This window comes from Microthrixaceae bacterium (assembly GCA_023957975.1).
GTDB lineage: Bacteria > Actinomycetota > Acidimicrobiia > Acidimicrobiales > Microtrichaceae > JAMLGM01.
Map to the genome: position 1 here is coordinate 1 of JAMLGM010000005.1, position 24735 is coordinate 24735.

General features: G+C 65.3%; 24 protein-coding genes and 2 tRNA genes. 13 read left to right on the plus strand and 13 right to left on the minus strand.

The features are described 5' to 3' along the window. Together M9952_08720 and M9952_08725 are read left to right on the plus strand one after the other, a co-directional pair. Positions 1 to 254, plus strand: a 254-nt coding sequence (locus tag M9952_08720; GenBank protein MCO5313001.1) for a protoglobin domain-containing protein, incomplete at its 5' end; no start/stop codon positions are given. A gap of 7 nt (positions 255 to 261) precedes the next feature. After that, positions 262 to 846: a MarR family winged helix-turn-helix transcriptional regulator gene (locus M9952_08725; protein MCO5313002.1), complete on the plus strand. Its 585-nt coding sequence runs from the start codon at positions 262 to 264 to the stop codon at positions 844 to 846. 105 nt (positions 847 to 951) lie between these two features. Here M9952_08725 and M9952_08730 read toward each other — a convergent pair whose 3' ends face one another. Continuing rightward, the gene (locus M9952_08730; protein ID MCO5313003.1) at positions 952 to 1413 is read right to left on the minus strand and encodes a GNAT family N-acetyltransferase; all 462 of its coding nucleotides are present in this window, start codon (positions 1411 to 1413) and stop codon (positions 952 to 954) included. 311 nt (positions 1414 to 1724) lie between these two features. Between M9952_08730 and M9952_08735 the strand changes: the two genes are divergently transcribed. The 3 genes from M9952_08735 to M9952_08745 all read left to right on the plus strand — a co-directional run bounded on the left by M9952_08735 (position 1725) and on the right by M9952_08745 (position 7812). After that, on the plus strand, positions 1725 to 3464 hold the full coding sequence (locus tag M9952_08735) for a type I restriction-modification system subunit M (protein MCO5313004.1): 1740 nt from the start codon (positions 1725 to 1727) through the stop codon (positions 3462 to 3464). Positions 3465 to 3664: 200 nt separating this feature from the next. Next, a complete protein-coding gene (locus tag M9952_08740) occupies positions 3665 to 4672 on the plus strand; it encodes a restriction endonuclease subunit S (GenBank protein MCO5313005.1) in 1008 nt (335 codons plus the stop codon). After that, positions 4672 to 7812: a type I restriction endonuclease gene (locus M9952_08745; GenBank protein MCO5313006.1), complete on the plus strand. Its 3141-nt coding sequence runs from the start codon at positions 4672 to 4674 to the stop codon at positions 7810 to 7812. The genes M9952_08740 and M9952_08745 overlap by 1 nt, the downstream gene beginning before the upstream one ends. A gap of 128 nt (positions 7813 to 7940) precedes the next feature. Here M9952_08745 and M9952_08750 read toward each other — a convergent pair whose 3' ends face one another. Beyond that, positions 7941 to 8369, minus strand: coding sequence for a type II toxin-antitoxin system VapC family toxin (locus M9952_08750; GenBank protein ID MCO5313007.1), 429 nt, complete (start codon positions 8367 to 8369; stop codon positions 7941 to 7943). After that, a complete protein-coding gene (locus M9952_08755) occupies positions 8366 to 8599 on the minus strand; it encodes an AbrB/MazE/SpoVT family DNA-binding domain-containing protein (protein MCO5313008.1) in 234 nt (77 codons plus the stop codon). The genes M9952_08750 and M9952_08755 overlap by 4 nt, the downstream gene beginning before the upstream one ends. 308 nt (positions 8600 to 8907) lie before the next feature. Here M9952_08755 and M9952_08760 point away from each other — a divergent pair, with 308 nt between their 5' ends. Together M9952_08760 and M9952_08765 are read left to right on the plus strand one after the other, a co-directional pair. Then, entirely contained in the window at positions 8908 to 9072 is a 165-nt protein-coding gene (locus tag M9952_08760) for a hypothetical protein (GenBank protein ID MCO5313009.1), read from the plus strand. After that, the gene (locus tag M9952_08765; protein ID MCO5313010.1) at positions 9069 to 9503 is read left to right on the plus strand and encodes a PIN domain-containing protein; all 435 of its coding nucleotides are present in this window, start codon (positions 9069 to 9071) and stop codon (positions 9501 to 9503) included. Before M9952_08760 ends, M9952_08765 begins: the two co-directional genes overlap by 4 nt. 260 nt (positions 9504 to 9763) lie before the next feature. Here M9952_08765 and M9952_08770 read toward each other — a convergent pair. The 4 genes from M9952_08770 to gltX all read right to left on the minus strand — a co-directional run bounded on the left by M9952_08770 (position 9764) and on the right by gltX (position 12409). Then, a tRNA-Glu gene (locus M9952_08770) sits at positions 9764 to 9836 on the minus strand. 36 nt (positions 9837 to 9872) lie between these two features. Next, positions 9873 to 9944: transfer RNA gene (locus M9952_08775), tRNA-Gln, on the minus strand. A gap of 251 nt (positions 9945 to 10195) precedes the next feature. Next, positions 10196 to 10933 (minus strand): YdcF family protein, encoded by a 738-nt coding sequence (locus M9952_08780; GenBank protein ID MCO5313011.1) that lies wholly within the window; start codon positions 10931 to 10933, stop codon positions 10196 to 10198. A gap of 57 nt (positions 10934 to 10990) precedes the next feature. Then, on the minus strand, positions 10991 to 12409 hold the full coding sequence (gene gltX / locus M9952_08785; GenBank protein ID MCO5313012.1) for a glutamate--tRNA ligase: 1419 nt from the start codon (positions 12407 to 12409) through the stop codon (positions 10991 to 10993). An 84-nt stretch (positions 12410 to 12493) separates the two neighbouring features. Between gltX and M9952_08790 the strand changes: the two genes are divergently transcribed. Further along, complete coding sequence (locus M9952_08790; protein MCO5313013.1) at positions 12494 to 13408, plus strand: L,D-transpeptidase; 915 nt, start codon at positions 12494 to 12496, stop codon at positions 13406 to 13408. Positions 13409 to 13456: 48 nt separating this feature from the next. On the opposite strand, the gene M9952_08795 is transcribed toward M9952_08790, so the two are convergent. The 4 genes from M9952_08795 to M9952_08810 form a co-directional block, all read right to left on the minus strand. Beyond that, entirely contained in the window at positions 13457 to 13954 is a 498-nt protein-coding gene (locus tag M9952_08795; GenBank protein MCO5313014.1) for a hypothetical protein, read from the minus strand. Between the two features lie 33 nt (positions 13955 to 13987). Next, on the minus strand, positions 13988 to 15658 hold the full coding sequence (gene cimA / locus M9952_08800) for a citramalate synthase (protein ID MCO5313015.1): 1671 nt from the start codon (positions 15656 to 15658) through the stop codon (positions 13988 to 13990). Further along, complete coding sequence (locus M9952_08805) at positions 15655 to 16569, minus strand: branched-chain amino acid transaminase (GenBank protein ID MCO5313016.1); 915 nt, start codon at positions 16567 to 16569, stop codon at positions 15655 to 15657. Before M9952_08805 ends, cimA begins: the two co-directional genes overlap by 4 nt. Before the next feature lie 87 nt (positions 16570 to 16656). After that, on the minus strand, positions 16657 to 17652 hold the full coding sequence (locus M9952_08810) for a 3-isopropylmalate dehydrogenase (protein ID MCO5313017.1): 996 nt from the start codon (positions 17650 to 17652) through the stop codon (positions 16657 to 16659). 130 nt (positions 17653 to 17782) lie between these two features. Between M9952_08810 and M9952_08815 the strand changes: the two genes are divergently transcribed. Both M9952_08815 and mscL read left to right on the plus strand, forming a co-directional pair. Further along, the gene (locus M9952_08815; GenBank protein ID MCO5313018.1) at positions 17783 to 18256 is read left to right on the plus strand and encodes a transcription elongation factor GreA; all 474 of its coding nucleotides are present in this window, start codon (positions 17783 to 17785) and stop codon (positions 18254 to 18256) included. A gap of 97 nt (positions 18257 to 18353) precedes the next feature. Next, positions 18354 to 18722 (plus strand): large conductance mechanosensitive channel protein MscL, encoded by a 369-nt coding sequence (gene mscL, locus M9952_08820; GenBank protein MCO5313019.1) that lies wholly within the window; start codon positions 18354 to 18356, stop codon positions 18720 to 18722. A 51-nt stretch (positions 18723 to 18773) separates the two neighbouring features. Here mscL and M9952_08825 read toward each other — a convergent pair whose 3' ends face one another. Then, the gene (locus M9952_08825; GenBank protein ID MCO5313020.1) at positions 18774 to 20384 is read right to left on the minus strand and encodes a Ppx/GppA family phosphatase; all 1611 of its coding nucleotides are present in this window, start codon (positions 20382 to 20384) and stop codon (positions 18774 to 18776) included. 213 nt (positions 20385 to 20597) lie between these two features. Between M9952_08825 and rsgA the strand changes: the two genes are divergently transcribed. Beyond that, positions 20598 to 21635 (plus strand): ribosome small subunit-dependent GTPase A, encoded by a 1038-nt coding sequence (gene rsgA / locus M9952_08830; GenBank protein ID MCO5313021.1) that lies wholly within the window; start codon positions 20598 to 20600, stop codon positions 21633 to 21635. A 152-nt stretch (positions 21636 to 21787) separates the two neighbouring features. Here the strand turns inward: rsgA and M9952_08835 are convergent, their stop codons facing one another. Continuing rightward, complete coding sequence (locus M9952_08835) at positions 21788 to 22441, minus strand: helix-turn-helix domain-containing protein (protein MCO5313022.1); 654 nt, start codon at positions 22439 to 22441, stop codon at positions 21788 to 21790. 76 nt (positions 22442 to 22517) lie between these two features. Between M9952_08835 and leuC the strand changes: the two genes are divergently transcribed. Together leuC and leuD are read left to right on the plus strand one after the other, a co-directional pair. Continuing rightward, positions 22518 to 23924, plus strand: a complete 1407-nt coding sequence (leuC, locus tag M9952_08840; protein ID MCO5313023.1) for a 3-isopropylmalate dehydratase large subunit — start codon at positions 22518 to 22520, stop codon at positions 23922 to 23924. Next, on the plus strand, positions 23921 to 24514 hold the full coding sequence (gene leuD, locus M9952_08845; GenBank protein MCO5313024.1) for a 3-isopropylmalate dehydratase small subunit: 594 nt from the start codon (positions 23921 to 23923) through the stop codon (positions 24512 to 24514). Before leuC ends, leuD begins: the two co-directional genes overlap by 4 nt. Positions 24515 to 24735 lie beyond the last annotated feature (221 nt).

Below are 24735 nucleotides of genomic sequence, written 5' to 3' on the forward strand. Positions count from 1 at the left end.
ACCAGGAGGTCATTGCGCTGAGGCACCACACCGAGGGCAAGAACCAGGCCGACGGAGTCGATTCGCCGTCCACCCACGTTCCGCTTCGTCACCTCATCGCACTCATCGTGCCCATCACCGTTACCATCCGGCCGTTCCTCGCCGCACACGAACCAGACGCCGAACGAGTCGACGAGATGTATCACGCATGGCTCAAAGCGGTGACGCTCACGGTCGCGCTGTGGGCCCGCCCCTACAGTGCCATGACATGGTGACCCAGCCGTGAGTATCGACCGACCCGAGGGATTGGCCCACAAGATCGTCGCTGCACTCGACCGGCTCGAGCGCGCCCAACGCGCGGCCCGACAGTCTGTCGCCACTTCGCAGCAGCTGACGCCCCTCCAGCTCGATCTCCTCGAGGTGCTTGGGCGCGGCACTCCCCCCATTCCCTCGGTCGGCGAACTCGCACGAGAGGTCGCCGTGTCGCAGCCGACCACGACCGATTCGGTGAAGTCGCTGGTGGCCAAGGGCCTCGTGCGCCGAGACCGCGACCCCGACGACGCCCGCAGGGCCATCTTGAACGTCACCCCCGACGGGGTGAAGGTGAGCGAACGCTCCGTCGAGGCGGACGCCCCGCTCATCGCCGCGGTCGAGTCACTCCCCGCTGAGGCCCAAGCCGTCCTGCTCGAAACGCTGCTGACGTTGATCGCCTCGATGGTCCACAGCGGCGCGATCGATGTCGCACGCACGTGCCTCACGTGTCGGTATCACGAAGCCACCGACGACCGGCACCGGTGCACGCTGCTCAACGTCGATCTCCCGATCCCCGAACTCCGGGTCAACTGCCCCGATCATCAAGCGGCATAGCCTGGCGCTCAGCATCTTCGTTGCCGACAACGCAACGATTCGACGCGACAAGCCTGGTCATCGTCCACGCGGATTCGGGACGCTGAAATCTGGCAGCGCAAGCGTTCAGCGTCGGAGCTCCTGGTGGTAGTAGAACGAGCGCTCCCCTGTCTCGGGGTTGCCCCCAAGGAAGCCGTGACGCTCGTAAAACCTGCGGGCCCCGAGATCGCCCTCGTCGACGTTGATCTCGACCAGTTCGACATCCATCTCGCCGACCAGCGTGAGTAGTTTCGACATGACCGCCGAACCGATGCCCTGACCACGTCGAGACGGAACCACGTACATTTCGTCCAAGAGCGCGACCTTTCCTTCGCACCACACGTTCGGTCGGAGCGTCACGAGCGCAACGGACACCGGCTCCAAGCCAGCTATGACCGCAAAGGTGGAATCGGTCGCGAGCAATGCCCTCAGCCTCGCACTGAGGAGATCAACCCCCGGCGACGGCGTCTCGAACTCGACGTTGAAATCGTGGAGTAGCCGGGCCACGTCCTCAGCATCCTCGACGAGCGCACGTCGAGGACCTGTCAAGTCACCTGACGACTCCGATGCTGCTGTGTTCACCATGTGCCGATACCTCCCACACGTTGGCCGACCCAACCGACAGTCTGAGGTATTCGCGACCGCTGCGATTCAGATTTCGTAGGTTTCATGTCCGAATCGCGTCCCGCGCTCGGCGACCCGGCAGCAGGTCCGCCCGCCATAGGCTGGCGGTCGCGACCGGGCTGCCTCGGTCGCGCTGCTCCACAGGGCTACCGGCGGCACCGCGCCGTCATCGGCGGCCCGCCCTGCAATGCCCACCGCCGCGACCGCGGCGTTCGAAATCGACGGAAGATTTCCTCATGAGCCAACTCGGCAATTTCGTCTGGGGTATCGCAGACGCCCTTCGAGGCCCCTACAAGCCGCATCAGTACGGTGACGTCATTTTGCCGATGACCATCCTGCGCCGCCTCGACGCCATCTTGTCGCCCACCCGCGACGAGGTGGCCAAGGTGGTTGCTGACAGCGCGAGTGTCGAAGTCGCCGCAGCGCGCATCAAGCAACAGTTCGGTCTGCACTTCTTCAACACGTCGCAGTGGACGCTCGCCAAGCTGCTGGGCGACCCGGACGGGTTGGCCGACAACCTCGTCAACTACATCAACGGCTTCTCCAAGAACATCGACGTGTTCGCCGAGTTCAAATTCGACGCCACCATCGCCGACCTCGCCGACAAAGACCGGCTGCTCGTCGTCGTGCAGGAGTTTGCCAAGGTCGACCTCTCACCGTCGGCGATCGACAACGCGGCGATGGGCGACCTGTTCGAAGAGCTCATCCGTAAGTTCGCCGACGCGTCGAATGAAACCGCTGGCGAGCACTTCACCCCGCGTGACGCGATCCGCTTGATGGTCGACCTGTTGTTTGCCGGCGACAGCGACGCCTTGGCCGGCGATGGTGTCGTGCGCACCGTCTATGACCCGACCGCCGGCACCGGCGGAATGTTGTCGGTCGCCGAGGACCGACTCCTGCAGATGAACCCCAAGGCCCGCCTGCGCTTGTATGGCCAGGAGATCAACCCGCAGTCGTACGCGATTGCGAAGTCGGACATGATCGTCAAGGGCCAAGACGCCGAGAACATCAAGCGTGGCGACACCCTTACCGACGACCTGTTCTCCGGCACCACGTTTGATTACTGCCTCTCCAACCCGCCCTACGGAGTCGACTGGAAGACGGCGCAGGCGAAGGTGAAACAAGAGGTCGAAGATCTCGGTGAGGCGTCGCGTTTTCACGCCGGTCTGCCTGCGGTGTCGGACGGGCAGATGCTGTTCTTGTCACACCTCGTGTCGAAAATGCGTCCGGTGAAGGATGGCGGCGCCCGGGCGGGCATCGTGTTGAACGGCTCGCCGTTGTTCAACGGTGGGGCCGAGTCGGGGCCCTCCAACATCCGCCGCTGGCTGCTCGAGTCCGACCTGGTCGACGCCATCATCGCCCTGCCGACCGACATGTTCTACAACACCGGCATCGCCACCTATATCTGGGTGCTCGACAACGCCAAGCCTCAGGAACGTGTCGGCAAGGTGCAGCTCATCGACGCGACGGGCTTCTACACGAAGATGCGCAAGAGCCTCGGTTCGAAGCGTCGCGAGGTTGCCCCCGAGCAGCGCGACGAGATCGTTGCCCTGTACGAGGCGTTCGACGAGCGCGAACACTCGAAGATCTTCCGCACCGACGAGTTCGGCTACTGGACCATCACCGTCGAACGACCGCTACTCGACGACGACGGCAACGTCGTGACCGACAAGAAGGGCAACCCCAAGCCCGACCCGAAACTGCGCGACACCGAGAACGTGCCGTTCACCTACGGCGGGAACACCGCTGGCGAGGCCGGAGCGAAGGCCACGATCACGAAGTACATGCTCGACGAGGTCCTCCCCCACGTGAGCGACGCCTGGGTGGACGAGAAGAAGACCAAGGTCGGTTACGAGATCCCGTTCACCCGGCATTTCTACAAGTACGTCTCGCCCCGTCCGCTCGCCGAGATCGACGCCGACCTTGAAGCTCAGGTCGCGAAGATCCTCGAACTCCTGCGGGAGGTGGAGGCGTGAGAGCTCCAAATGCTCTACTTCCGAACGTCCCCTCCGATTGGAGGCTCGTTCCGCTCTGGACACTCTTTCGACGCGAGGCGAGGCGGGACCGAGGATCGGAAGAGCTGCTTTCGGTCTACCGCGATTACGGCGTAATCCCGAAAGCCAGCCGGTCAGACAATTTCAACAAGCCGTCTGACGACCTCGACTCATACCTGTTCGTGGAACCCGGCGACCTTGTCGTGAACAAGATGAAGGCCTGGCAAGGCTCGATGGGGATATCTCAGTTCCGAGGAATCGTGAGTCCGGCGTACTTCGTCTATCGCCCGCTTCATCGGGAGGACGGCAGGTTTCTCTCCTACCTCCTCCGGTCCCAGCCAATGACGAAGGCATACATCGCGAACTCCAAAGGCATCCGCATCAATCAGTGGGATCTCGATCCCGGGGCGTTCTCGCGGCTGCGCGTTCCCCTTCCACCGCTTGCTGGGCAGCGGGCGATTGCGGACTACCTCGACCGCGAGACCGCCCAGATCGACACCCTCATCGCCGAGCAGCAGCGCCTCATCGAGCTCCTCGACGAACGCCGAGTCGCCGCAATTGAGGCCTCGTTCGCGTGCGGCGTTGTGAACAGCAGACTCCGCCACGCCTGCCGCGAAATTATCGATTGTCCTCACACGACGCCGGACAGAGACGAAACTGGTGTCTACGAAGCAGTCCGGACGGCATCGGTAAGGCGGGGGGCCTTTCGCCCTGGAAATGGCATTCCGGTTTCGGAGGCGGCCTGGTCGTCACGTAATTCCCTAGGAAGTCCGGAACTTGGTGATGTGCTCTTCACCCGAGAGGCCCCGGCAGGAGAGGCGTGCATGGTTCCCGGCAATCAAATCTGCCTGGGGCAACGAATGGTTCTTCTCAAAGTTGACAGCGAGAAAGCCGTCGGCGAATTCGTACTCTGGCAGATTTACAGCAAACGAGTGCAGGACCACTTCGTCAACACATCCAATGGTTCGACTGTCACCAACATCAGACTGCCTGTCCTACGGTCGCTGCCGATCTACCTCCCACCGCTCGACGAGCAGCGGCGAATCGTGGCGGAACTCGACGAAGTGACCTCCAAGATCGATACCCTCATCGCAGAGGCGGAGCGGTTCATCGAACTGGCGAAAGAGCGGCGTTCGGCGCTCATCACTGCTGCGGTGACGGGTCAGATCGACATTCCTGGGGTGGAGTAATGGGCGAGACACACCACGAGAGCGAGTTCGAGAAGCTGATCTGTGCGCATCTGCACGACAACGGGTGGGAGCACTCCAACCACGGCACCGATAAGGGCTACGACGTCGAGCGGGCGCTGTATCCACCTGACCTTTTCGCCTGGCTGGAGGAGACGCAGCCCGAGCAGTGGGCGAAGATCGTCAAGCCCGCCGACTCGCCAGCCGTGCAGGACAAGGCGAAGATCAACCTGCTCGACCGGGTCGTCAAGGTGCTCAACACGCCGTTGAACGCCGGGGGTGGAACGCTCAATCTGCTGCGCCGCGGTTTCAGCACTGGCGCTGCCAAATTCAAGATGGCGGAGTTCAAACCAGCCACCACACTCAACCCCGACGCCACGGCGCGCTACCAGGCGATGCGCCTGCGAGTGATGCAACAGGTCCGCTACTCGACCAAGCACGGAAACAGCATCGACCTGGTGTTGTTCGTCAACGGCCTGCCCGTCGCAACCATCGAACTGAAGACCGACAACACGCAGTCGATCGAACACGCCATCCAGCAGTACAAGAAGGACCGCAAGCCGGCTGGCGAACCGCTCCTCGGCTTCGCGAACCGCTGCCTCGTGCACTTCGCCGTGTCGAACACCCGGGTGGCGATGACCACCAAGCTCGACGGCGACAACACCTTCTTTCTGCCCTTCGACATGGGCGACAACGGCGCAGCCGGCAACCCGATCGTCGCCGGCAAGTCGCCAACGGCGTACCTGTGGGAACGGGTGCTGCAGCGCGACGCCTGGCTGCACATCATCGGCAAGATGATGCACCTCGAACACAGCGAGACGACCGACCCGATCACCGGCGAGGTCACCAAGAAGTCGACGCTGCTGTTCCCTCGGTTCCATCAGTGGGACCTCGTCACCAACCTGCTCGACACCGTGGCGAGCGAGGGCCCGGGGCACAACTACCTGATCCAACACTCGGCAGGGTCCGGCAAGACCAACTCGATCGCCTGGACGGCACACGGGCTCGCCACGCTGCACGACGGGCACAACAACAAGGTGTTCGACTCGGTCATCGTCGTGACCGACCGCACCGTTTTGGACGACCAGTTGCAGCGTGCGATCAAGGAGATCGAGGGCACGACGGGCACGGTGTCGACCATCAACATCGACGAGGCGCTCAAGGCGGGCAGCGGGTCGAAGTCGAAGCTGCTTGCCGCCGAACTCGCGTCGGGCAAGCTCATCGTCGTCGTCACGATGCAGACCTTCCCCTACGCGCTCGAAGCGATCGCCGCGAACCAGGGCCTCGCCGGCAAAACGTACGCCATCATCGCCGACGAGGCGCACTCGTCGCAGACCGGGCGCACGTCGCAGAAGCTCCGCAAGGCGCTCACCTCCGAAGAACTCGCGGCGCTCGAGGACGGCGGCGAGATCGACGTCGAAGCGGTCCTCGCGGCGGAGATGGCCGAGCGGGCCGAGTCGAAGAACCTGTCGTTCTTCGCCTTCACCGCCACGCCGAAGCCCAAGACGATGGAGCTGTTCGGGCGTCTCAACGACGACGGCGTGCCGCGCCCGTTCCACGTCTACACGATGCAACAGGCCATCGAGGAGGGCTTCATCCTCGACGTACTGAAGAACTACACCGACTACGACACCGCCTTTCAGATCGCCGAGAAGGCCGCAAAGTCGAGCGAGCACAAGCCCGGCGGGCACCTCACCGAGGTGAAGCTCGTCGACGAGTCCGAAGCCACCAAGCACCTGATGCGCTGGGTGTCGCTGCACCCGACGAACATCGCGCAGAAGGTGCAGATCATCGTCGAGCATTTCCGCACCAACGTTGCGCACCTGCTCGACGGGCATGCCAAGGCGATGGTGGTCACCGGTTCACGCCACCACGCGGTTCTCTACAAACAGGAGATCGACGCGTACATCGCCAAGAACAAGTACACCGACGTCGCCACGCTGGTCGCGTTCTCGGGCACCCTCACCGCCGAGCAGGTTCCCGAGGTGGCCTTTGCGCATGCCGAGCCGCCCTACTCCGAGACAAATCTCAACAAGGGACTGCGGAAGCGCTCGATCCCCCGCGCCTTTGCCAGCGACGAGTTCCAGTTGCTCATCGTGGCCAACAAGTACCAGACCGGATTCGACCAGCCGTTGCTGTGCGCCATGTACGTCGACAAGCGACTCGACGGGGTCGCCGCCGTGCAGACGCTGTCTCGCCTCAACCGCACCTACCCGGCGGGAGGCAAGGACACGACCTATGTCATCGATTTCGTCAACGACCCGGCCGACATCCTCAACGCCTTCCTGCCGTACTACCGAGATGCCCGCATGGCGGAGACCACCGACCCAGACGTGGTCCACGACCTTCGCTCCAAGCTCTCCGCCGCCGGGTTCTACACCGACGACGAGTTGAACGCGTTCGCCTCCGCGTACCTCACCGGCAAGAGCGAGGGCATCGAAGCGCCCCTCGGTTCGGCAGCCAAACGGTTCTCCGTTGAGTGGAAGGCGGCACTGGCAACGAAGGACCAAGCCCGAATCGATGAGCTCAACATCTTCCGCAAGGACGTCGGTTCCTACGTACGCCTCTATGACTTCTTGTCGCAGATCGTGAACTACGAAGATCCCGACCTCGAGAAGCTGTCGCTGTTCCTCCGCTTGCTCGCCAAACGCCTGGAACGACCGGAGGCCGCGGAAATCATCGACCTCACCTCGGTCGAACTCACACACATCAAACAAGCCCGGACCCAACAGATCGCACTCGACCTCAAGGGCGGCGACGTCATCGACCTCAAACCGTCCAAGGCCGCGGGCACCGGCCAAGCCAGAGACCCACACATGGTGTTGCTCGAAGAGGTCTTGGCGAAGGTGAACGCGCTGTTCGAGGGCGAGGACTTCACGCCGGGCGAACAGCAGTCGTGGGTCGAGGGGCTCGTCACCGTGCTCGTCGAGAACCCCACCGTTCGAACACAGGCCGAAGCCAACTCGTCATCGCAATTTGTCGAATCGCCCGACCTCTCCGACGCCGTCACCACGGCCGTGCTGACCAGCACCGACGCTCACGGTCGCATGACCGACAAGTTCTTCGCCAATGACGAGTTCAAGTCGCAGATCATCAAGCTGCTGGGACAACTCGTGCACAGTGACCTGAACCGCGCCGGGTAAGGGGAGCGACGGCGGAACCGCGCGCTTCGTGCGTTCTGTAGGTAATCGGTGTCGCCATAGCCGCCGCGATTACCTACAGAACGCCTCGATCGATGCACACCCGTGTGCACGACCGTTGACGACTGTCGCTATTGATCAGCAGTAGCCAACAGTTCGACCTCAACGCCGAGAACCCTGTACGTGTCCAATGCCCGACGGTCGAGGGTGATGAGGGTCAAACCGTGCTCCTTCGCCGCCGAACCGACGAGCGCGTCGTACACCGACCCTCCCGCGATCTCCCCCTCTGAGAGCCGGCCCACCAAGCCCTGGGCTCCAATCGGCGAGAGGAACCTGCTCTCGGGGAAATTGGCCGAGAGCAGCCGAGAGACCACCATCGGCGACCGACGCGCCGGCGGCGGCAACCTCGTGAGCACCGAGAAGGTCTCGAACACGGCGTGACCCGCCAAGCCCAACCGGCGGCCCCTCAATGCCATCGTGGTCGCGCGGTGATGGACGTGGTCCTCGACGCACAGCGCAACCGCCGCGCTGGTGTCGAGTAGCACGACCTGCTTACTCACCGTTGGTCCGAGTCGCGAAGCTCGCGCACTTCTTCGACCGTGAGCGGCTCGTCTCCAGACGGGATCACCAGCCACTCACCGCCCGATTCGAGCGAGTCCGCGAAGACCGGTTCGATTCGCAGGGCCGAGCCGTCGGTGGTGAGTTCCACCTCGCCTGGGCGCAACCCGAGACGGTCTCGCAACGGCTTGGGAATTACCAGCCGACCCGCCTTGTCAATGGTTGCTCTCATACCATAAGGCTACCAATTCCCGTTGCCCATCCCCTCGCTGTTCGCGCGATAACCCAGACCTCAACGCGGGGCCGAGCGAGACCACTCTCCGCGTTCGCCAATCTCGGCACGAACGCTGCGACACTCAACGACACCATCGGCCATGACCCTGTGATGCCCAGAACCCACCACCGACAGTGACCAAGTACAACGCGACTGGACCGATGAACGACGGTCACACACAGCCAACGAAGCCTCCCAGCCCACAGAGGCTGGGGAGCAAACTCCATGCCGAGGAGAACCCCGGGTTTGTTCGGTAGACTTGCGCCATGCCCGCGATGACCCAACCGGAACAACCGAGCGGTCTCACGGTGCTCCCACCTCAAGAAGCGCTCCGCCTGGCAAGGCCGCTGCCTGACCCCGCGGATCTCGCGATCGAAGGCGTTTCTGACGAGGAATGGGACGCCTTCGAACAGGCCCTTATTGACCGTTGACGAGCCACCAGAAGTCGGCGGTGGTGCTCGACACGATGGTTGTGTCCGCGATCCTCAACGCCACCCGGAAACCAGAACCCGCCGCCGAGTACTTGAGGCTCATCGCTCGCCGTCGCATCGTCTTGTCGTTCGCGACGATCACCGAACTTCGATACGGAGCTTTGAAAGCTAACTGGAGTGAACTTCGACGACGTTCGCTCGAACGCAGCGTCGCACACTTCTCGATCGTCCAAGCCGACGACGCGTTGATGTCGACTTGTGCCAGGCTCCGAGCATCCTGCGAAACCGATGGGCACCCGCTCGGCCAGAAACTGCACGAAGCCGACCGGTGGATCGCGGCAACCGCCATCCACCTCAACCTCGAACTCGTCTCCGACGATCGAGTGTTCACCAGCGTCAACGGGCTCACGGTCCGGTCGAGATCCCACTGACCACGTCGCAGCCCGGCACATCGCTATCCCCTGGCTCGACGAGATCAAACCAGCACCCAACGCCTCCGTCTCGCCTCGACCGCACGAACCCGAGCGATCCCTTTCGACCGCCGGTCGGCGGCGCGCTCGCGCACCCACGTGGGGCGCCAGGCACTCGATACGGGCCGCCACGTGCAACACATCCGGCCCTAGATCCGAACGCGGCGAAACCCCCGAACTTCTGGGCGTTTCGCCCACCGTTGCGAGGGTTTCGATCAGTGCACCCCCAACGGGATTTGAACCCGTGCTACCACCTTGAGAGGGTGGCGTCCTAGGCCGCTAGACGATGGGGGCCAATGCTCGAAGCGAACTCCGAGGCGATCTGTTGTGTTCGGAGACGAGGACTCGAACCCCGAATAACTGGACCAGAACCAGTTGTGTTGCCAATTACACCATCTCCGAAAGAAGGTGCTCCCGGCCGCTTCACCGAAGAGAGGTGCCCGGAAAGCGAGCAAGATACTAGCGGCGGGGGTGCAGCCGGCCAAATCGGCAACCCGCCTCACCCATTCTGTAGGTAATCGCGGTGGCTATAGCAACCGGAATTACCTACAGAACGGGCGGCGCGAGGCGCGGCGGCGCGATGCGCGGCGCGGGCGAGGGCAGGCGGGGCGAGGCGGGGCGGGCGAGGGCAGGCGGGTGAGGGTGACGCGGGGTCAGCCGATCCAGTTGACCGAACGCCGGTAGCCGATCACCCGCCCGATCGCGACCGCTCCGGTCTCACGAATCACCTGGCGGGTCGGCGACGACATGTCCACCGGCGACACGAACGCCGTCAACCCGACCTCGTGTGCAATCCCCTTGAGCCGCAGCGAGTGGTACGGGTCGCTCACCAACACCACGGTGTCGATTCCCTCACCTCGCAACACCCGACCCGACGCGGCCAACGATTCCCACGTCGAACGCCCGTCATCCACGACGATCAGGTCGTCCTCGGGCACCCCCGCCGCGATCAGGTACCGCAAGCCCGAATACGCCTCGGTGAACCGGTCCCCTTCCGCCCGACCACCCGTCACCACGATGCGAGGAACCACCTCATCGAAATACAGCTCGGCCGCATGATCGAGTCGAGCGCGAAAGACGGCGGAGGGCGTCCCGTCGTATTGCGCGGCCCCCAGCACGACGGCCGCCTCCGCGGACGCCTTCGCCTCGGTGGCCTCGTCCCAGGTCGACGCCCACAGCACGTGCGCGAAGGTCGCGCCGAGGTAGACCACGAGCGCGACCACCACCGCACCGATCGCCCATCTCGTACGACGAAACGGAAGTCGCCGCCGCGCCTTCGCCGTCACCGGCCCCGAAGCGGTCGCTGCCGCCACCGACGACCCCGTCGACCCCGACGAATCGGACGGCACGGACGAGGACTGGCTCACCGAGCCGTAGGAGGGTTGGTGCATTCTGGCCACAAGCTCCTCCTTCGATACGGTGTCCGACCCCTAGCGCAGTCCAGTCTCCTAGAGAAGTGCCCTCGCGTCACGGATTCGACTGAGGGTCTCATCACGTCCGAGTACGGCGAGCGCCTCGAACAGCGGCGGCCCGACCGTACGGCCGGTGACCGCTACCCGAATCGGGCCCTGGGCCTTACCGAGTTTCAGCCCGTTCGCCTCGGCCATTTCCAACGTCGTCGCATGCAACGCCTCGGCGCTCCACTCCCCCAGGTTCTTGTACCGCCCGAGCACCTCATCGAGCCACGCTGCGGCGTCGTCGACCCCCTTGAGCGCCTTGTCCCACGAGGCCTCGTCGATGGAAATCTCGTCGAGGAACAAGAAATCGACCTGCGGCGGCACCTCCGACAACACCCGCGCCCGAAGCTGCACCTCCGCGGCGATGCGAGCGAACACGTCCGCGTCGTATCGCTCCGCCCACGGCTGCTGCGCGAACCACGGTTCGCAACGAGCGACGAACTCGTCGACGTCGAGCGCACGGATGTACTCGCCGTTGACCGCCTCAAGCTTCTTCACGTCGAACATCGCCGGCGACGAACCGACGTCGGAGATATCGAACAACTCGATGATCTCGGAAATCGGGCGAACCTCGATGCCATCGGAGGGCCCCCAGCCCAACAGCGCCAGGTAATTGACCATCGCTTCGGGTAGGAAACCGCGGCGCTTGTAGTCCTCGACGCTCACGTCGTCGCGTCGCTTCGACAGCTTTTTGCGCTGCTCGTTGACGATGAGTGGCATGTGTGCGAACTCGGGCCGCCCCTCATAGCCCAACGCCTCGCGCAACAACAGCACCTTCGGCGTGACGTTGATGAGGTCCTCGCCGCGGATGACATGAGTGATGCCCATGTCGCCGTCATCGACCGCGTTGGCCACGAGAAACACCGGGGTGCCGTCGGTGCGGGCCAACACGAAGTCCTCGATGCTGGCGTGTTCGACGGTGATGGTGCCGCGGATCAGATCGTCCCAGCTCGTCGCCCCCTCGTCTGGGGTACGGAACCGCACGACGTGAGGCCCTTCGGCCGACACCTGACGGTCGCGGCAAAAGCCGTCGTACCCCGATGCCCCACCGCCGACCGCGGCGTTGCGCGCCGCGACCTCGTCCTGGCTGCAGTCGCAGCGGTACGCCGCGCCGGACTCGACCAACCGTGCGATCGCCGCGGCGTGCAGGCCAGCCCGACCGGACTGGAAGGTCGCCTCGCCGTCGTAGTCGATGCCGAGCCACTTGAGCACGTCGAAAATGACCTGGATGAGTTCGGGCTGGCTCCGCTCGCGGTCGGTGTCCTCGATCCGCAGCACAAACTCCGCCTCGTGCCCCTGAGCGGCGAGATGGCGGGCGTGCAACCAGTTGAACAGTGCGGCCCGAGCGCTGCCGAGATGCAGGTAACCGGTCGGAGACGGAGCGAAACGAAGGCGATAGGGAGAACTCACGGCCCAAGGCTACCGCCGACACCCACCCGGCTCCGGAGCCCGCCACGGTCGAAACCAGGTCGTCTCCCTAGACTGAACGGTGTCATGACGCGTCGTTCACGTAATTTCATCGCGTTTCTCGCCGCCGGGGTTGCCGTCACCGGGCTTGTCGTGGCCTTCACCCTCGGCGAACCGACCGATGCCACGACACCGGACACGACGGTGGCGCCGACGACCGCCCCGACCACCGCCGCCACGACAACCGTTCCGATCCACCTCGAGCCGGCGGTCACCGAGATCGCCACCGGCACCGCGCCCATCGTCGAGGTGTGGCGCGAACTCCCGACGCTGGCGGCCGACAGCCTCAACCCCGCCGCCACGGACGCGGCGATCGAACTGGCGGCACAACTCCCGCACTACTCAACCCTGCGCCCGAACGCCGAGGCCATCCCCGCCGCGGGTTCGCCGGTGGTCGGCCGGCGCGCCACCGACACCGGCTGGGAGTTCGACCACCCGACCCCGCAGCACTACGAACTCACCTTCGTCGTCACCGAGAACCACGGCGAGTGGCTCAAGGTGCTGTTGCCGGTGCGCCCGAACGGAACCCAGGGATGGGTCCACGCCAGCCAGGTCCGCACCTCGACCATCCATGCTCACGTCGCCATCAACCTCGCTGAACGACGACTCGTCGCCACCGTCGACGGGACGGTCATCGCCGACACCCCGGTCGTCATCGGCGCCGCCGACACCCCGACGCCCACTGGGCGACTCTTCCTCACCCACTACGACGAGAAGGCCGAGGGCTCGGCCTACGGTCCGTGGGTGGCGGCACTGTCGGGGTTCAGCCAGGCGCTCGACAGGTTTTCTGGGGGCGTGCCGGTCATCGCCATCCACGGGACGAACAACCCTGCCGCGGTGGGACAGGCGCGATCGAATGGCTGCATTCGCATCCCGAACGACGTGATCCGGGTGTTGCGCGACTCGCTGCCGCTCGGCACACCGGTCGACATCTGGCCCTGAGCCATTGGCGCCGTCCGCCGCCGGCCGCCGGCCGCCAGCGTCGCGGTGTTACCAGTTGGCGACGGCGCTGGTGATCTTCGCGGCGGGCTGTGCCAGCACCTCAGCCTCGACAAGGTCGGCGATGCTGCGCAACCGAACGTAGAAGTGCGGGTGGTGGCATTCCTCCAACAACGCGGCCCGCCGCTCGCCCGCGTCGCCCGAGGGTGGCGCCTGATCGAACCCGAGCGCGGTGACGGCCGCGGTCACGTCGTGAATCACCGGAGCCCGCCCGAACAACGAGGCCCGCTTGAGCGCGACGACGGCGATGGCCTCGCGGACATCGGCGAGGTGCTCGTGGTGGCCGAGTTTCAGCGACGACTCGACGGTGTCGACGAGACGATCGACATAGCCCGGGTCGGGTCCCGGAGCGCCGAGTCGGTCGCCTTCCGGCTGTCGACCGTCGAGTTCACCCGGTCGATCGGCGTGCCACGAACCCGGGCGCCACTTCGGCGACTGGTAGGACTTGCGAGCGGTCGGCGACGTGGGAACGAACTCGGGTGCAGACATAGTGCCCCCAAGATTATCGAAGCGCCGCCACGGTCACGACGTCCGGTGCAACAGGCCGAAGGTGATGGCGTCGATGAGCGCGTCCCACGACGCCTCGATGACGTTGGTGCTCACCCCGATGGTGGTCCACGTGTCGTCGCCGTTCGTCGAGTCGATCAGCACCCGGGTGACCGCATCGGTGCTCGCGGAGGTATCGAGGATCCGGACCTTGAAGTCGACCAGATGGATGTCGGAAATCGCCGGGAATCGCGCCTCCAACGCGTTGCGCAACGCCGCGTCGAGGGCGTTGACCGGGCCGTTGCCCTCCCCCACCGCAGCGATGCGTTCGTCGCCGACCCACACCTTCACCGTTGCCTCGGTCGACACCTCGACATCGTGACCCTCGGCCGCGACATCACCCTCGCGGTGATACGACGACACCCGATAGGCCTCGACCCGAAAGAACGGGTTGTCCCATCCCCCGGCCCGCCGCATCAACAGCTCGAGCGAGGCGTCGGCGGCCTCGAACACATACCCCTCGGCCTCGAGGACCTTGATCCGATCGGACACCTCGGCGGCCTGACGCGCATCGAGGTCGACGCCGAACTCCTCGGCCTTCATCGCCATCCCCGCCCGCCCGCCGAGGTCGGACACCAACACCCGCGTCCGGTTGCCAACCACCGCCGGGTCGATGTGCTCATAGGAGGCGCTTCCGACCTTCGCCAACGCCGAGGAGTGCAGGCCGCCCTTGTGCGCAAACGCCGAGGAACCCACGTAGGGATCGGCGGGATGCGGGGGCAGGTTGACGAGTTCGGCCACATGGCGGCTGACTGCGGTGAGTCGGCTGATGTTGCCCTCGGGAAGGGTCGTCACCCCCATCTTGAGCGTGAGGTTCGGGATGACGGTGATCAGGTTGGCGTTGCCGGTTCGTTCGCCGTAGCCATTGATCGTGCCCTGCACGTGAGTCGCCCCGCCGACGACCGCAGCGATCGAGTTGGCGACCGCACACCCGCTGTCGTTTTGGGTGTGGATGCCGATCTTGACGTCTTCGAAATACGAGCTGACCTCCGCCACGATGCGCTGAACCTCGTGGGGCAGCGACCCGCCGTTGGTGTCGCACAGCACGAGGGTTTCGGCACCGTTGGTGGCGGCAGCTTCGAGGACTCGCAGGGTGAATTCGGGGTTGGCCTTGTAGCCGTCGAAAAAATGCTCGGCGTCGAACAACACCCGCAACCCGGCTCCGGTCAGGAACCGCACCGAGTCGGCCACCATCGCCACACCCTCGGCGAGGTCGGTGCCGAGCGCCTCGGTCACGTGGAACGCCGACGACTTGCCCACGATGCACGCCGTCGACACGCCGGCGTTGACCAGCGCGCTCAGCGTGGGATCCGAGTCGGTCTTGCCCGCCGGCCGACGGGTCGACCCGAACGCAACGAGCGTCGCTGTCGACAGGGCCAACTCCTTGGGAGCGCGGCGGAAGAACTCCTCGTCCTTCGGGTTCGACAGCGGGTAGCCGCCCTCGATCCAATGCACGCCGAGCCAGTCGAGCTGCTCGGCGACGCGGAGTTTGTCATCGACCGACAGCGAGATCCCTTCGAATTGGGTGCCGTCGCGCAAGGTGGTGTCGAAGATCTCGACCGATTGCACCGCGTCCGGAGCGCCACCGACGTTCGGAAGCCACGAGGGGTCGCTGGCGGCGCCGGGCCCGCCGGAGCCGGAGGTCATGCGAGCTCGACCCAGTGCGCGTACTTCGGGTTTTTCCCACGCACGACATCGGCGTAGGCCTGCGCCACCACCGAGCCGATCGGGCCGGGGCACGGGATGTCACGGTCGTCGACCGAGTTCACCGTCGACACTTCGGCAGCGGTTCCACACAGGAACATTTCGTCGCAGGTGTACAGGTCCGAGCGGGTCAGGTCGCCTTCGACCACCTCGTGGCCCAGATCGTTGAGGATGGCCGACACCGTCGACTGGGTGATGCCCTCGAGCGCTCCCGCCGACAGCGGCGGGGTGACGATCCGGTCGCGGCGCGCCACAAAGATGTTCTCGCCGGTGCACTCGGCGACCAGACCCAACTTGTTGAGCATGATCGCCTCCTCATAACCGGCGTTGAGGGCCTCGACCTTTGCGAGCGAGCTGTTCACGTAGTTGCCCGTGGTCTTGGCGGCCGGGGGCATCGTGTTGTGGTCGTGGCGGGTCCACGAACTGATCTTCATCCGCACGCCCTTGGTGACCGCTTCGTCTCCGAGGTAGGCCCCCCACGGCCAACAGGCGATGGCGACATCGATCGAACATGGCAGGGTGTTGAGCCCCATCTCGCCGTACCCGTAATAGGCGATCGGGCGGATGTAACAGCCTGGGAGGCCCGAGGACCGCACCGTGTCCTTGGTCGCCTGCACGATCTCGTCGACCGTGTAGGGAATCTTCATGCCGAGAATCTTCGCCGAGCGAAACAGCCGCTCGATGTGTTCGGTCAGGCGGAAGATGCCCGGGCCGCCGTCGGTCTCATAGGCCCGAATGCCCTCGAAGACACCCATCCCGTAATGCAGGGTGTGGGTGAGCACGTGGATCTGGGCGTTCTCCCAGTCGACGAGTTCGCCGTTCATCCAGATCTTTGGTGTGGGGGTGATGGGCATGATGGTCCTTCAACGGGTCGGGTGGGTGCTCACGGGGTTGGGGTCGCGGATGGTGGTCGCGGTGTGGGGGTCGCGGATGCGCTGCTGTTACGACACTGCGGCAGCGACGGCGTCGCCGATCTCGGTCGTCGAGCCGCTGTAGCGCTCGGGCTGCTCGCACGCTGCGGCGACACGCGCCGCCGCGTCAGCCTCGCCGAGGAACTCGAGCATCATCGCCGCCGATGCGATCGCGGCGATCGGGTTGGCCTTGTTCTGTCCGGCGATGTCGGGGGCCGTGCCATGCACCGGTTCGAACAGCGACGGCCCGGTGCGGTCGGGGTTGAGGTTGGCCGAGGCCGCAAACCCCACGCCGCCAGCGACGGCTCCACCCAGATCGGTGAGGATGTCGCCGAAGAGGTTGTCGGTCACGATCACGTCGTATCGCTCGGGGCGCTCGACGAAGTGGATGCACGCCGCGTCGATGTGGTCATAGCCGGTGGCCACCTCCGGATAGTCGGCGGCGACGATGTCGAAGGTGCGCTGCCACAGGTCGCCAGCGAAGGTCAACACGTTCTTCTTGTGGATGAGATGGCAGGTCTTGCGCTCGGTCTGCATCGCCCGGTCGAAGGCATAGCGGATGGCGCGTTCGGCCCCCTTGCGGGTGTTGACCGAACCCTGGGTCGCGATCTCGAACGGCGTGCCCTTTCGCAGGAACCCACCCTCGCCGGCATAGGTGCCCTCGGTGTTTTCCCGGATCACCTCGAAATCGGTCTTCGGGGCCAGGCGGAACGGGCGGAGGTTGATGTACATGTCGAGCTCGAACCGGGTGCGCAACAACACCCCGCGTTCGACCAGTCCGGCAGGAGCACTCACCCCGGGCGCAGGGTCGCCGACCGCTCCGAGCAGGATGGCGTCGACCTGCCGCCATTCGTCGAGCACCGAATCGGGCAGCACCGTGCCGTCGCGCAGATAGCGGGCCGCGCCCAGGTCGTAATCGATGCGCTCATAGGAGACCCCCGTCGCGTCGAGCACCTTGAGTGCCTCCGCGGTGACCTCCGGGCCGATTCCGTCGCCTCCGACCACTGCGATCCTGTGAGTTGCCATGAGGTCCTTTCCGACGACCGTTCCACCAGCCCTTCGGGCTCGCGATGTGACCGTGAAAGCCTACCCGTCGCGCCGAGGGCCGTCGTTGCCTGCGCCCGTGAGACCGTGATCGTCGGTAGGATCGCGGGCCATGACCACGTCCGAGCACCATCTCTCCCAGGCCGCCCACGATCGCCTCAAGGCGGAACTCGACGAGTTGACCACGGTCGGCCGAATCGAAATCGCCCGAAAGATCGAGGCGGCTCGAGAGATGGGCGACCTCTCCGAAAACGGCGATTACCACGCCGCCAAGGAAGAGCAGGGAAAGATGGAAGCCCGCATCGGCCATCTCAGCGCCCTGTTGGAACGCTCGACGATCATCGTCGAGGACGGCCCGCTCGACGAGGTCGTCGCGGGCTGCGTCGTCACGCTCATCTACGAGGGCGATGACGACGAGGAGCAGTACCTCATCGGTTCCATCGAGGAGCGCCGCGACGGGGTCGCGATCGTCTCCCCGTCGTCCCCGCTCGGCTCGGCGTTGCTCGGCGCCAAGCCCGGTGAACGGGTGTCCTTCGAGGCCCCGAATGGCGAGCTGACCGTCGAGATCCTGCGCCTCGACCGCTGACGAACGGTAGGAAAAACACCTATCCGCATTTTGGGGACCCCGCGTTCATAGCGTGACTACGGTCATCTCACCTGTTCACAACGAAAGGGCTTTCCCCATGCTCGCAGGCTTCAAGAAATTCATCATGCAAGGCAACGTCGTCGACCTCGCCGTCGGTGTTGCCATCGGCGCGGCGTTCGGCGCGCTGGTCACGTCGTTCACGACGTCGTTCCTCGATCCGCTGATCCGGCTCATCACCGGTGGCGGCACCACCGGTGGCACCTTCACGATCAATGATCAGGTGTTCGACTACGGGTCCTTCATCACCGCGATCATCACCTTCGTGATCACCGCCGCGGCGATCTACTTCGTCGTCGCCGTTCCGATGAACACGATCAAGGAGCGTCGCTCCAACTCGGCCGAACCCGAGGACCCGACCAACGAGGAGAAGATGATCGCCCTCCTCGAACAGATCGCCAAGAAGTAGCCCGCCCCAGCCTGTTCTCCGATAACCAGTGGTCGTGATCACGACCACTGGTTATCGGAGAACAGGCGGTGTTGTGACGCTCACGGTCCGACCGGCCACCTCGGCCAGCAGCGCGCTGCGCTCAATCGCGGCATAGCGTTCCAACGCCAGATCACTGTCGTTCGACGGGGTCAGCGACAACACCAGGTCGTGGCGTTCGACCGAGACCTCCACCGACGCAACGGCACCGGTGTGAGCGCGGTCGAGCCCGATGGCCACGCGCAGGATTGCCGACAGCCAGCGAACCACCGCCTGCTCCTCATCCGACAGCGCAGCGAACGCCTCGTGTTTGAGCGATGGCGCACTGCGACGGTGATAGCGCGCCACCTGGGCGATCAGTTCGATCTCCGGGTCCGTGAACCCCGATAGGTGCTCGGAGTTTCGAATGATGTAGTAGCTGTGCTGATGGTGTTTGGAGTGCGCGACCATCATCCCGACATTCGCCAGCAGCGAGGCCGCCTCGAGCACCTCACGCTCCTCGTGGCCGAAACCGTGCAACCCTTCGAGTTGGTCGAACATCGACAACGCAAGGCGCGACACCGCCACGGAGTGTTCGGGGTCCTCATCGCCGACCTCCATGAGGTGGGCGATGCTGCGGCGGCGGATGTCGCTGAGGTGATCGAGGGACGCATCGCTGAACCGACTCGCCAGGTCGAACAGCGCGCCCTCGCGAAGCGCGTAATCGCTAACGGTCACCGACTCGATCCCGAATTGGCCCATCACCTGTTCGAGGATGATCGCACCCCCGACGATGATGTCGGAGCGGCTCCGGTCGATTCCGGGGATCAGTGCGCGTTCCTCCGGCGTCGACGCTTCGAGTAGGGAGGCGATCACGTCCCCGAGCGCCTCGCGGGTCAAGACCGCTCCGTTCAGGCTCTGGAATTCCTGACCCGCGGCAGCGAGCGCCATCGACGTGAGACTCTCGATCGTTCCCGAGGAGGCCACAGCGATCTCGAAACCGTACCTGCGGACCTCGCGACCGAACGGGGCGATCGTCGAACGAACGAATTCACGCGCCTGCTTCACCGACTTCTTCGTGACCGTTCCGTCTGCGAAGAAGCGCTGGGTCATGCGAATCGCGCCCAGCTTGAAGCTGCGCGATGCCCGGACCTCGCCACGCAGGCCGAGCAACAATTCGGTGCTGCCACCTCCGATGTCGCACAGCAGCAACGCGCGGTCATAAACGGGCAGCGCCTGCAACACGCCGAGATGGATGAGGCGCGCCTCCTCGTGGCCGGCGACGACTTCGACGTCGATGCCCGCCTCCCGGCGCGCCCGCTTGATGAACTCGCGGCGGTTGTCGGCCTCTCGCACCGCACTGGTGGCAACCGCGGCGTAGGGGGCGCCATAGGTGTCGAGCACGACGCGGCACCGCGCCAACGCCGCGACGCCGCGTTCGATCGCCGCCGGCGTCAACTCCTTCAGATGGTCGTCGCCCGTCTCGCCGAGCCGCACCATCTCCTTGAGACGGGTGACCACCTCGAATCGGCCGTCGGACAGCGCCCTGGCGACGATCATGTGGATGGAGTTGGTGCCGATGTCGATCGCCGCCAACACCTCGGGAATCACCACCCGGCCGCTCGCTGTCGACGCAGCGAGCGACGGATGTGTCGAATCGATCACGCGATGAGCCTACGACGCACCTCACTCACGCCCCCAACCTACGCCCGACCAACCCACGCCCCCAACCCACGGCCGACCAACCAGCCCTCCCGCTCGTTCTCCGATAACCAGTGGTCGTGATCACGACCACTGGTTATCGGAGAACAGGCGTGGGAGGGGCGGTTAGCTTGGAAAGGCCATGGCGTTGCCGACCCCTGCCACCCCCCGCCGTCGATGACCGCCGCCGATCGCCTCGTCAGCATCGGCTGGAATGACGACGTCGCCGATCGAATCTCGACGTTGCCGACCCGCTCCGCGACCGACAACACACTTACGGCTGGGCGGATCGTTCGCGTCGACCGCGGCGAGGTAGACGTGGCGCTCGGGTCGCACCCCGATGATGTCGTTCGGGCAACGACGACCACCGCGGCGAAGGATTGCGTGGCCGGAGACTGGGTCGCCGTCGACCTCGAACAGGCCCGGGTTGAAGCCGTCGCTGCGCGCCTCACCGCGTTCGTGCGGCGCGCCGCGCGCGGATCGTTCGCCCCGCAGACCCTCGCCGCCAACATGGACGTGGTGTTGGTCGTACAGGCCCTCGACCCGGGGCTGAACCTTCGCCGCCTCGAGCGCGAACTGGTCCTCGCCCACCAGAGCGGAGCAACCCCGGTCGTGGTGATCACCAAGACCGACCTGGTCGATGCCGACACGGTCGCCGAAGCGCTGGACCAGGCGCGACGCACCGCCGCGAGCGTCGAGGTCGTGGCCGTGTCGAATCGCACCGGCGAAGGGTTCGATTGCCTTCATCAGATCGTTGGCCCGGGGCGAACCTTCGCGCTGCTCGGCAGTTCCGGGGTCGGCAAGTCGACGTTGGTGAACACGTTTGCCGGCGAGGAGGTCCAACTCGAGGGGGAGATCCGCGAGGGCGACGGCAAAGGCCGCCACACGACCACCGCCGCGAGGCTCATCATGTTGAGCGACGGTCGGCTCCTCCTCGACACCCCCGGCGTGCGCGCCCTCGCCCTCTGGGAGTCGTGGGACGGGCTGGCGCTCACGTTCCCCGAGATCGAGGACCTGACCTCGGAGTGCGGATTCGCCGACTGCTTCCACGACGACGAACCGAACTGCGCGGTGGTCGAGGCGGTCGAGGCGGGAACGATCGATGCCGACCGGCTGGACTCGTGGCGTCGCATGCGCGACGAGATGGCCGAACTCGACGCCCACCTCACCGAACAGCAGCGCAAACGCGATCGCCTCGCCGACCGGCGACGCTGAAACACCCCGCCCCCTCGCAAGGCGCCCCGCCACCTCGCAAGCCGTTCTGTAGGTAATCGCGGTGGCCATGGCCACCGCGATTACCTACAGAACGGCTTCGGCCGGGGAAGGCAGGGACGGGTCTCGGGCCGCGCGCCAGCCAGCGCGCTGAGTCAGCGCGCGAGTCGAGCCTCGATCGAGCGCGCTGCGGCCACGACCTCCGCTCCGTGCAAGGCTCCCGGCCGGCGCGTGATGCGATCGAGCGGGCCCGACACCGACACCGCAGCGACGACAACCCCCGAACGGTCACACACCGGGGCCGAAACCGAGGCCACACCCGGGGCACGATCCTCCACCGACTCCAGCCATCCGCTCGCTCCCGGTGATGCGCCGCCCAACAGGCGACCGGCCGAACCCACCCCCAACTCCAGCACCGCGCCGGGGGCCACGATGGTGCGCAGTTCATGCGGCGAGTCGAGCGCGCTCAGACACACCCGGTGCTCCCCCTGGCGCACGTAGAGCTGCACGGATTCGCCCGACTCGTCTCGCAGCCGAGCCAGCACCGGTTCGGCGAGACGGGCGAGGGGAAACGAGTCCGACGCTGCGACGCCCAGGCCGATCAGGCGCGCCCCGAGGTGCCAACGGCCGTCGGCGTCTCGTGCGGCGAGCCCGTGCAGTTCGAGCGCCAGCAACATGCGGTGGACGGTGGAACGCGACATCGCCGAGTCCTCGACGAGTTCGGCGAGGGTCCGCGAACGGCGCTCGAGCAGCTCGACGAGGTACATCGCCTTGTCGAGCACTCCGATTCCGCTTAGTATCTGTTCCATCAGTTGAGATTCTGATCCCACATATTGGGACCTGTCAAGACACTGACGCCCAACCACCCCACAAGGAAGTCCCCAGATGAGCCAGCCCAAGACGCTGAGTCAGAAGGTCTGGGACCGCCACGTCGTCCGCCAGGTCGACGGCGAACCCGACCTGTTGTTCATCGACCTGCACCTGGTGCACGAGGTCACGAGTCCCCAGGCCTTCGACGGTCTGCGCCTCAACCACCGAACGCCGCGCCACCCCGAACTCACCGTGGCGATCGAGGACCACAACATCCCCACCGCCAACATCGATCAGCCCATCACGGACCCGATCTCGGCCAAGCAGCTTCAGGTGCTCGGCAAGAACACCGACGAGTTCGACATCACCCACTACCCGATGGGCCACAAGTACAACGGCATCGTCCACGTCGTCGGCCCCGAACAAGGCCTCACGCTGCCCGGCATGACCGTCGTGTGCGGCGACAGCCACACCGCCACCCACGGAGCGTTCGGCGCCCTGGCGTTCGGCATCGGCACCTCCGAGGTCGAACATGTCCTCGCCACCCAGACGCTGCGTCAGCCCGAACTCGGCACCCTGGCGGTCACGGTGAACGGCGAACTTCCCGAGGGCTCGACCGCCAAGGACATCATCTTGGCCATCCTCGCCGAACTCGGCACCAGCGGCGGCATCGGCTACATCGCCGAGTACCGCGGTTCGGCCATCGAGGCACTGTCGATGGAAGGTCGCATGACCATCTGCAACATGAGCATCGAGGCGGGGGCCAAGGCCGGTCTCATCGCCCCCGACGAGGTCACCTTCGAGTACCTCAAGGGTCGCCCGCACGCACCCCAGGGTGAGCTGTGGGACCGGGCGGTCGAAGAGTGGAAGACGCTCAAGACCGACGAGGGCGCGGTGTTCGACAAGGAGATCGTGCTCGACGCGTCGAAGATCTTCCCGCACGTCTCCTGGGGCACCAACCCGGGCCAGGTCATCCAGATGACCGATGTCATCCCCTCCCCCGAGGACTTCAGCGATCCGGTCGAACGCAACGCGGCTGAGCGCGCGCTTGAGTACATGGACCTCACGCCCGGTCAGCCGATCAAAGAGGTACCGGTCGACGTCGTCTTCATCGGCTCCTGCACCAACTCGCGCATCGAAGACATGCGTGCCGCGGCCGCCGTCGCCAAGGGCCACAAGGTCAACCCGGCCGTCACCACCTACGTGGTTCCGGGCTCGCACCTCGTGAAGGCACAGGCCGAGGCCGAGGGGCTCGACAAGATCTTCATCGAGGCCGGTTTCGACTGGCGTGAACCGGGATGCTCCATGTGTCTCGCCATGAACCCCGACAAGCTCACCCCCGGCCAGCGCTCCGCCTCGACCTCGAACCGCAACTTCGAGGGTCGCCAGGGCCGCGGCGGTCGCACCCACCTCGTCTCCCCCGCCGTCGCCACCGCGACCGCGATCGCCGGCCACTTCGCCACCCCGGAGGATCTCGCATGAAGGCTGTTCAGTTGATTCAGGGTCGCGGCGTGCCGCTCGACCGCTCCGACGTCGACACCGACCAGATCATCCCGTCGGACTGGCTGAAGCAGGTCGAGCGCACCGGTTTCGAAAAGGGCCTCTTTTCGGAATGGCGCGACGAGCCCGACTTCGTGCTCAACCGCGAGCAGTTCCAGGGCGCGAACATCCTCATCGCCGGCCCGAACTTCGGAACCGGCTCGAGCCGTGAGCACGCCGTGTGGGCCATCCAGCAGTACGGGTTCGAGGCCGTGATCTCGCCTCGTTTCGGGCCGATCTTCATCAACAACTCGACCAACTGCGGTCTGTTGCCGGTGGAAGTGTCGGCAGAGGTCGGCGAACAGCTGCTGCGCGCTGTCGAGGCAGATCCGGAACTGCAGATCAGCATCGACGTCACCACCAAGACCCTCGAGGTTCCGGCGCTCGACCTCAAAGTCGAGTTCCCGCTCAGCGACAACGCTCAGCATCGCCTGGTGAACGGCCTCGACGACATCGGCATCACGCTGTCGCACGCCGACGAGATCGCGGCCTACGAGTCGACCCGGCCCGCTTGGATGCCGACCACTCGCTGACCCGGCCGGCCTGGATGCCGACCACTCGCTGACCAGCCGGCACCGACCAGCCGGCACGGACCGGACAGCACTGACCGAGGGGTCGACGGCGCTCGCGTCGTCGACCCCTCGCCGCGTGCAGCACGACAATTTCTTGATCACCGCGGAACTTTCCCCGCGGTGGCGACGTCCAACTCCCAAACGCCGTCGGACATCTGCGTCGCAGCGACATGAGGAGCCGG

Coding starts and splice junctions, on each gene's coding strand:
- leuD (MCO5313024.1), top strand. CDS start 23,921: ATGAAGGCTGTTCAGTTGATTCAGGGTCGCGGCGTGCCGCTCGACCGC.
- M9952_08805 (MCO5313016.1), bottom strand. CDS start 16,569: ATGCCCATCACCCCCACACCAAAGATCTGGATGAACGGCGAACTCGTC.
- leuC (MCO5313023.1), top strand. CDS start 22,518: ATGAGCCAGCCCAAGACGCTGAGTCAGAAGGTCTGGGACCGCCACGTC.
- cimA (MCO5313015.1), bottom strand. CDS start 15,658: ATGACCTCCGGCTCCGGCGGGCCCGGCGCCGCCAGCGACCCCTCGTGG.
- M9952_08780 (MCO5313011.1), bottom strand. CDS start 10,933: ATGCACCAACCCTCCTACGGCTCGGTGAGCCAGTCCTCGTCCGTGCCG.
- M9952_08755 (MCO5313008.1), bottom strand. CDS start 8,599: ATGAGAGCAACCATTGACAAGGCGGGTCGGCTGGTAATTCCCAAGCCG.
- mscL (MCO5313019.1), top strand. CDS start 18,354: ATGCTCGCAGGCTTCAAGAAATTCATCATGCAAGGCAACGTCGTCGAC.
- M9952_08745 (MCO5313006.1), top strand. CDS start 4,672: ATGGGCGAGACACACCACGAGAGCGAGTTCGAGAAGCTGATCTGTGCG.
- rsgA (MCO5313021.1), top strand. CDS start 20,598: ATGACCGCCGCCGATCGCCTCGTCAGCATCGGCTGGAATGACGACGTC.
- M9952_08810 (MCO5313017.1), bottom strand. CDS start 17,652: ATGGCAACTCACAGGATCGCAGTGGTCGGAGGCGACGGAATCGGCCCG.
- M9952_08760 (MCO5313009.1), top strand. CDS start 8,908: ATGCCCGCGATGACCCAACCGGAACAACCGAGCGGTCTCACGGTGCTC.
- M9952_08790 (MCO5313013.1), top strand. CDS start 12,494: ATGACGCGTCGTTCACGTAATTTCATCGCGTTTCTCGCCGCCGGGGTT.
- M9952_08815 (MCO5313018.1), top strand. CDS start 17,783: ATGACCACGTCCGAGCACCATCTCTCCCAGGCCGCCCACGATCGCCTC.
- M9952_08735 (MCO5313004.1), top strand. CDS start 1,725: ATGAGCCAACTCGGCAATTTCGTCTGGGGTATCGCAGACGCCCTTCGA.
- M9952_08795 (MCO5313014.1), bottom strand. CDS start 13,954: ATGTCTGCACCCGAGTTCGTTCCCACGTCGCCGACCGCTCGCAAGTCC.
- M9952_08835 (MCO5313022.1), bottom strand. CDS start 22,441: ATGGAACAGATACTAAGCGGAATCGGAGTGCTCGACAAGGCGATGTAC.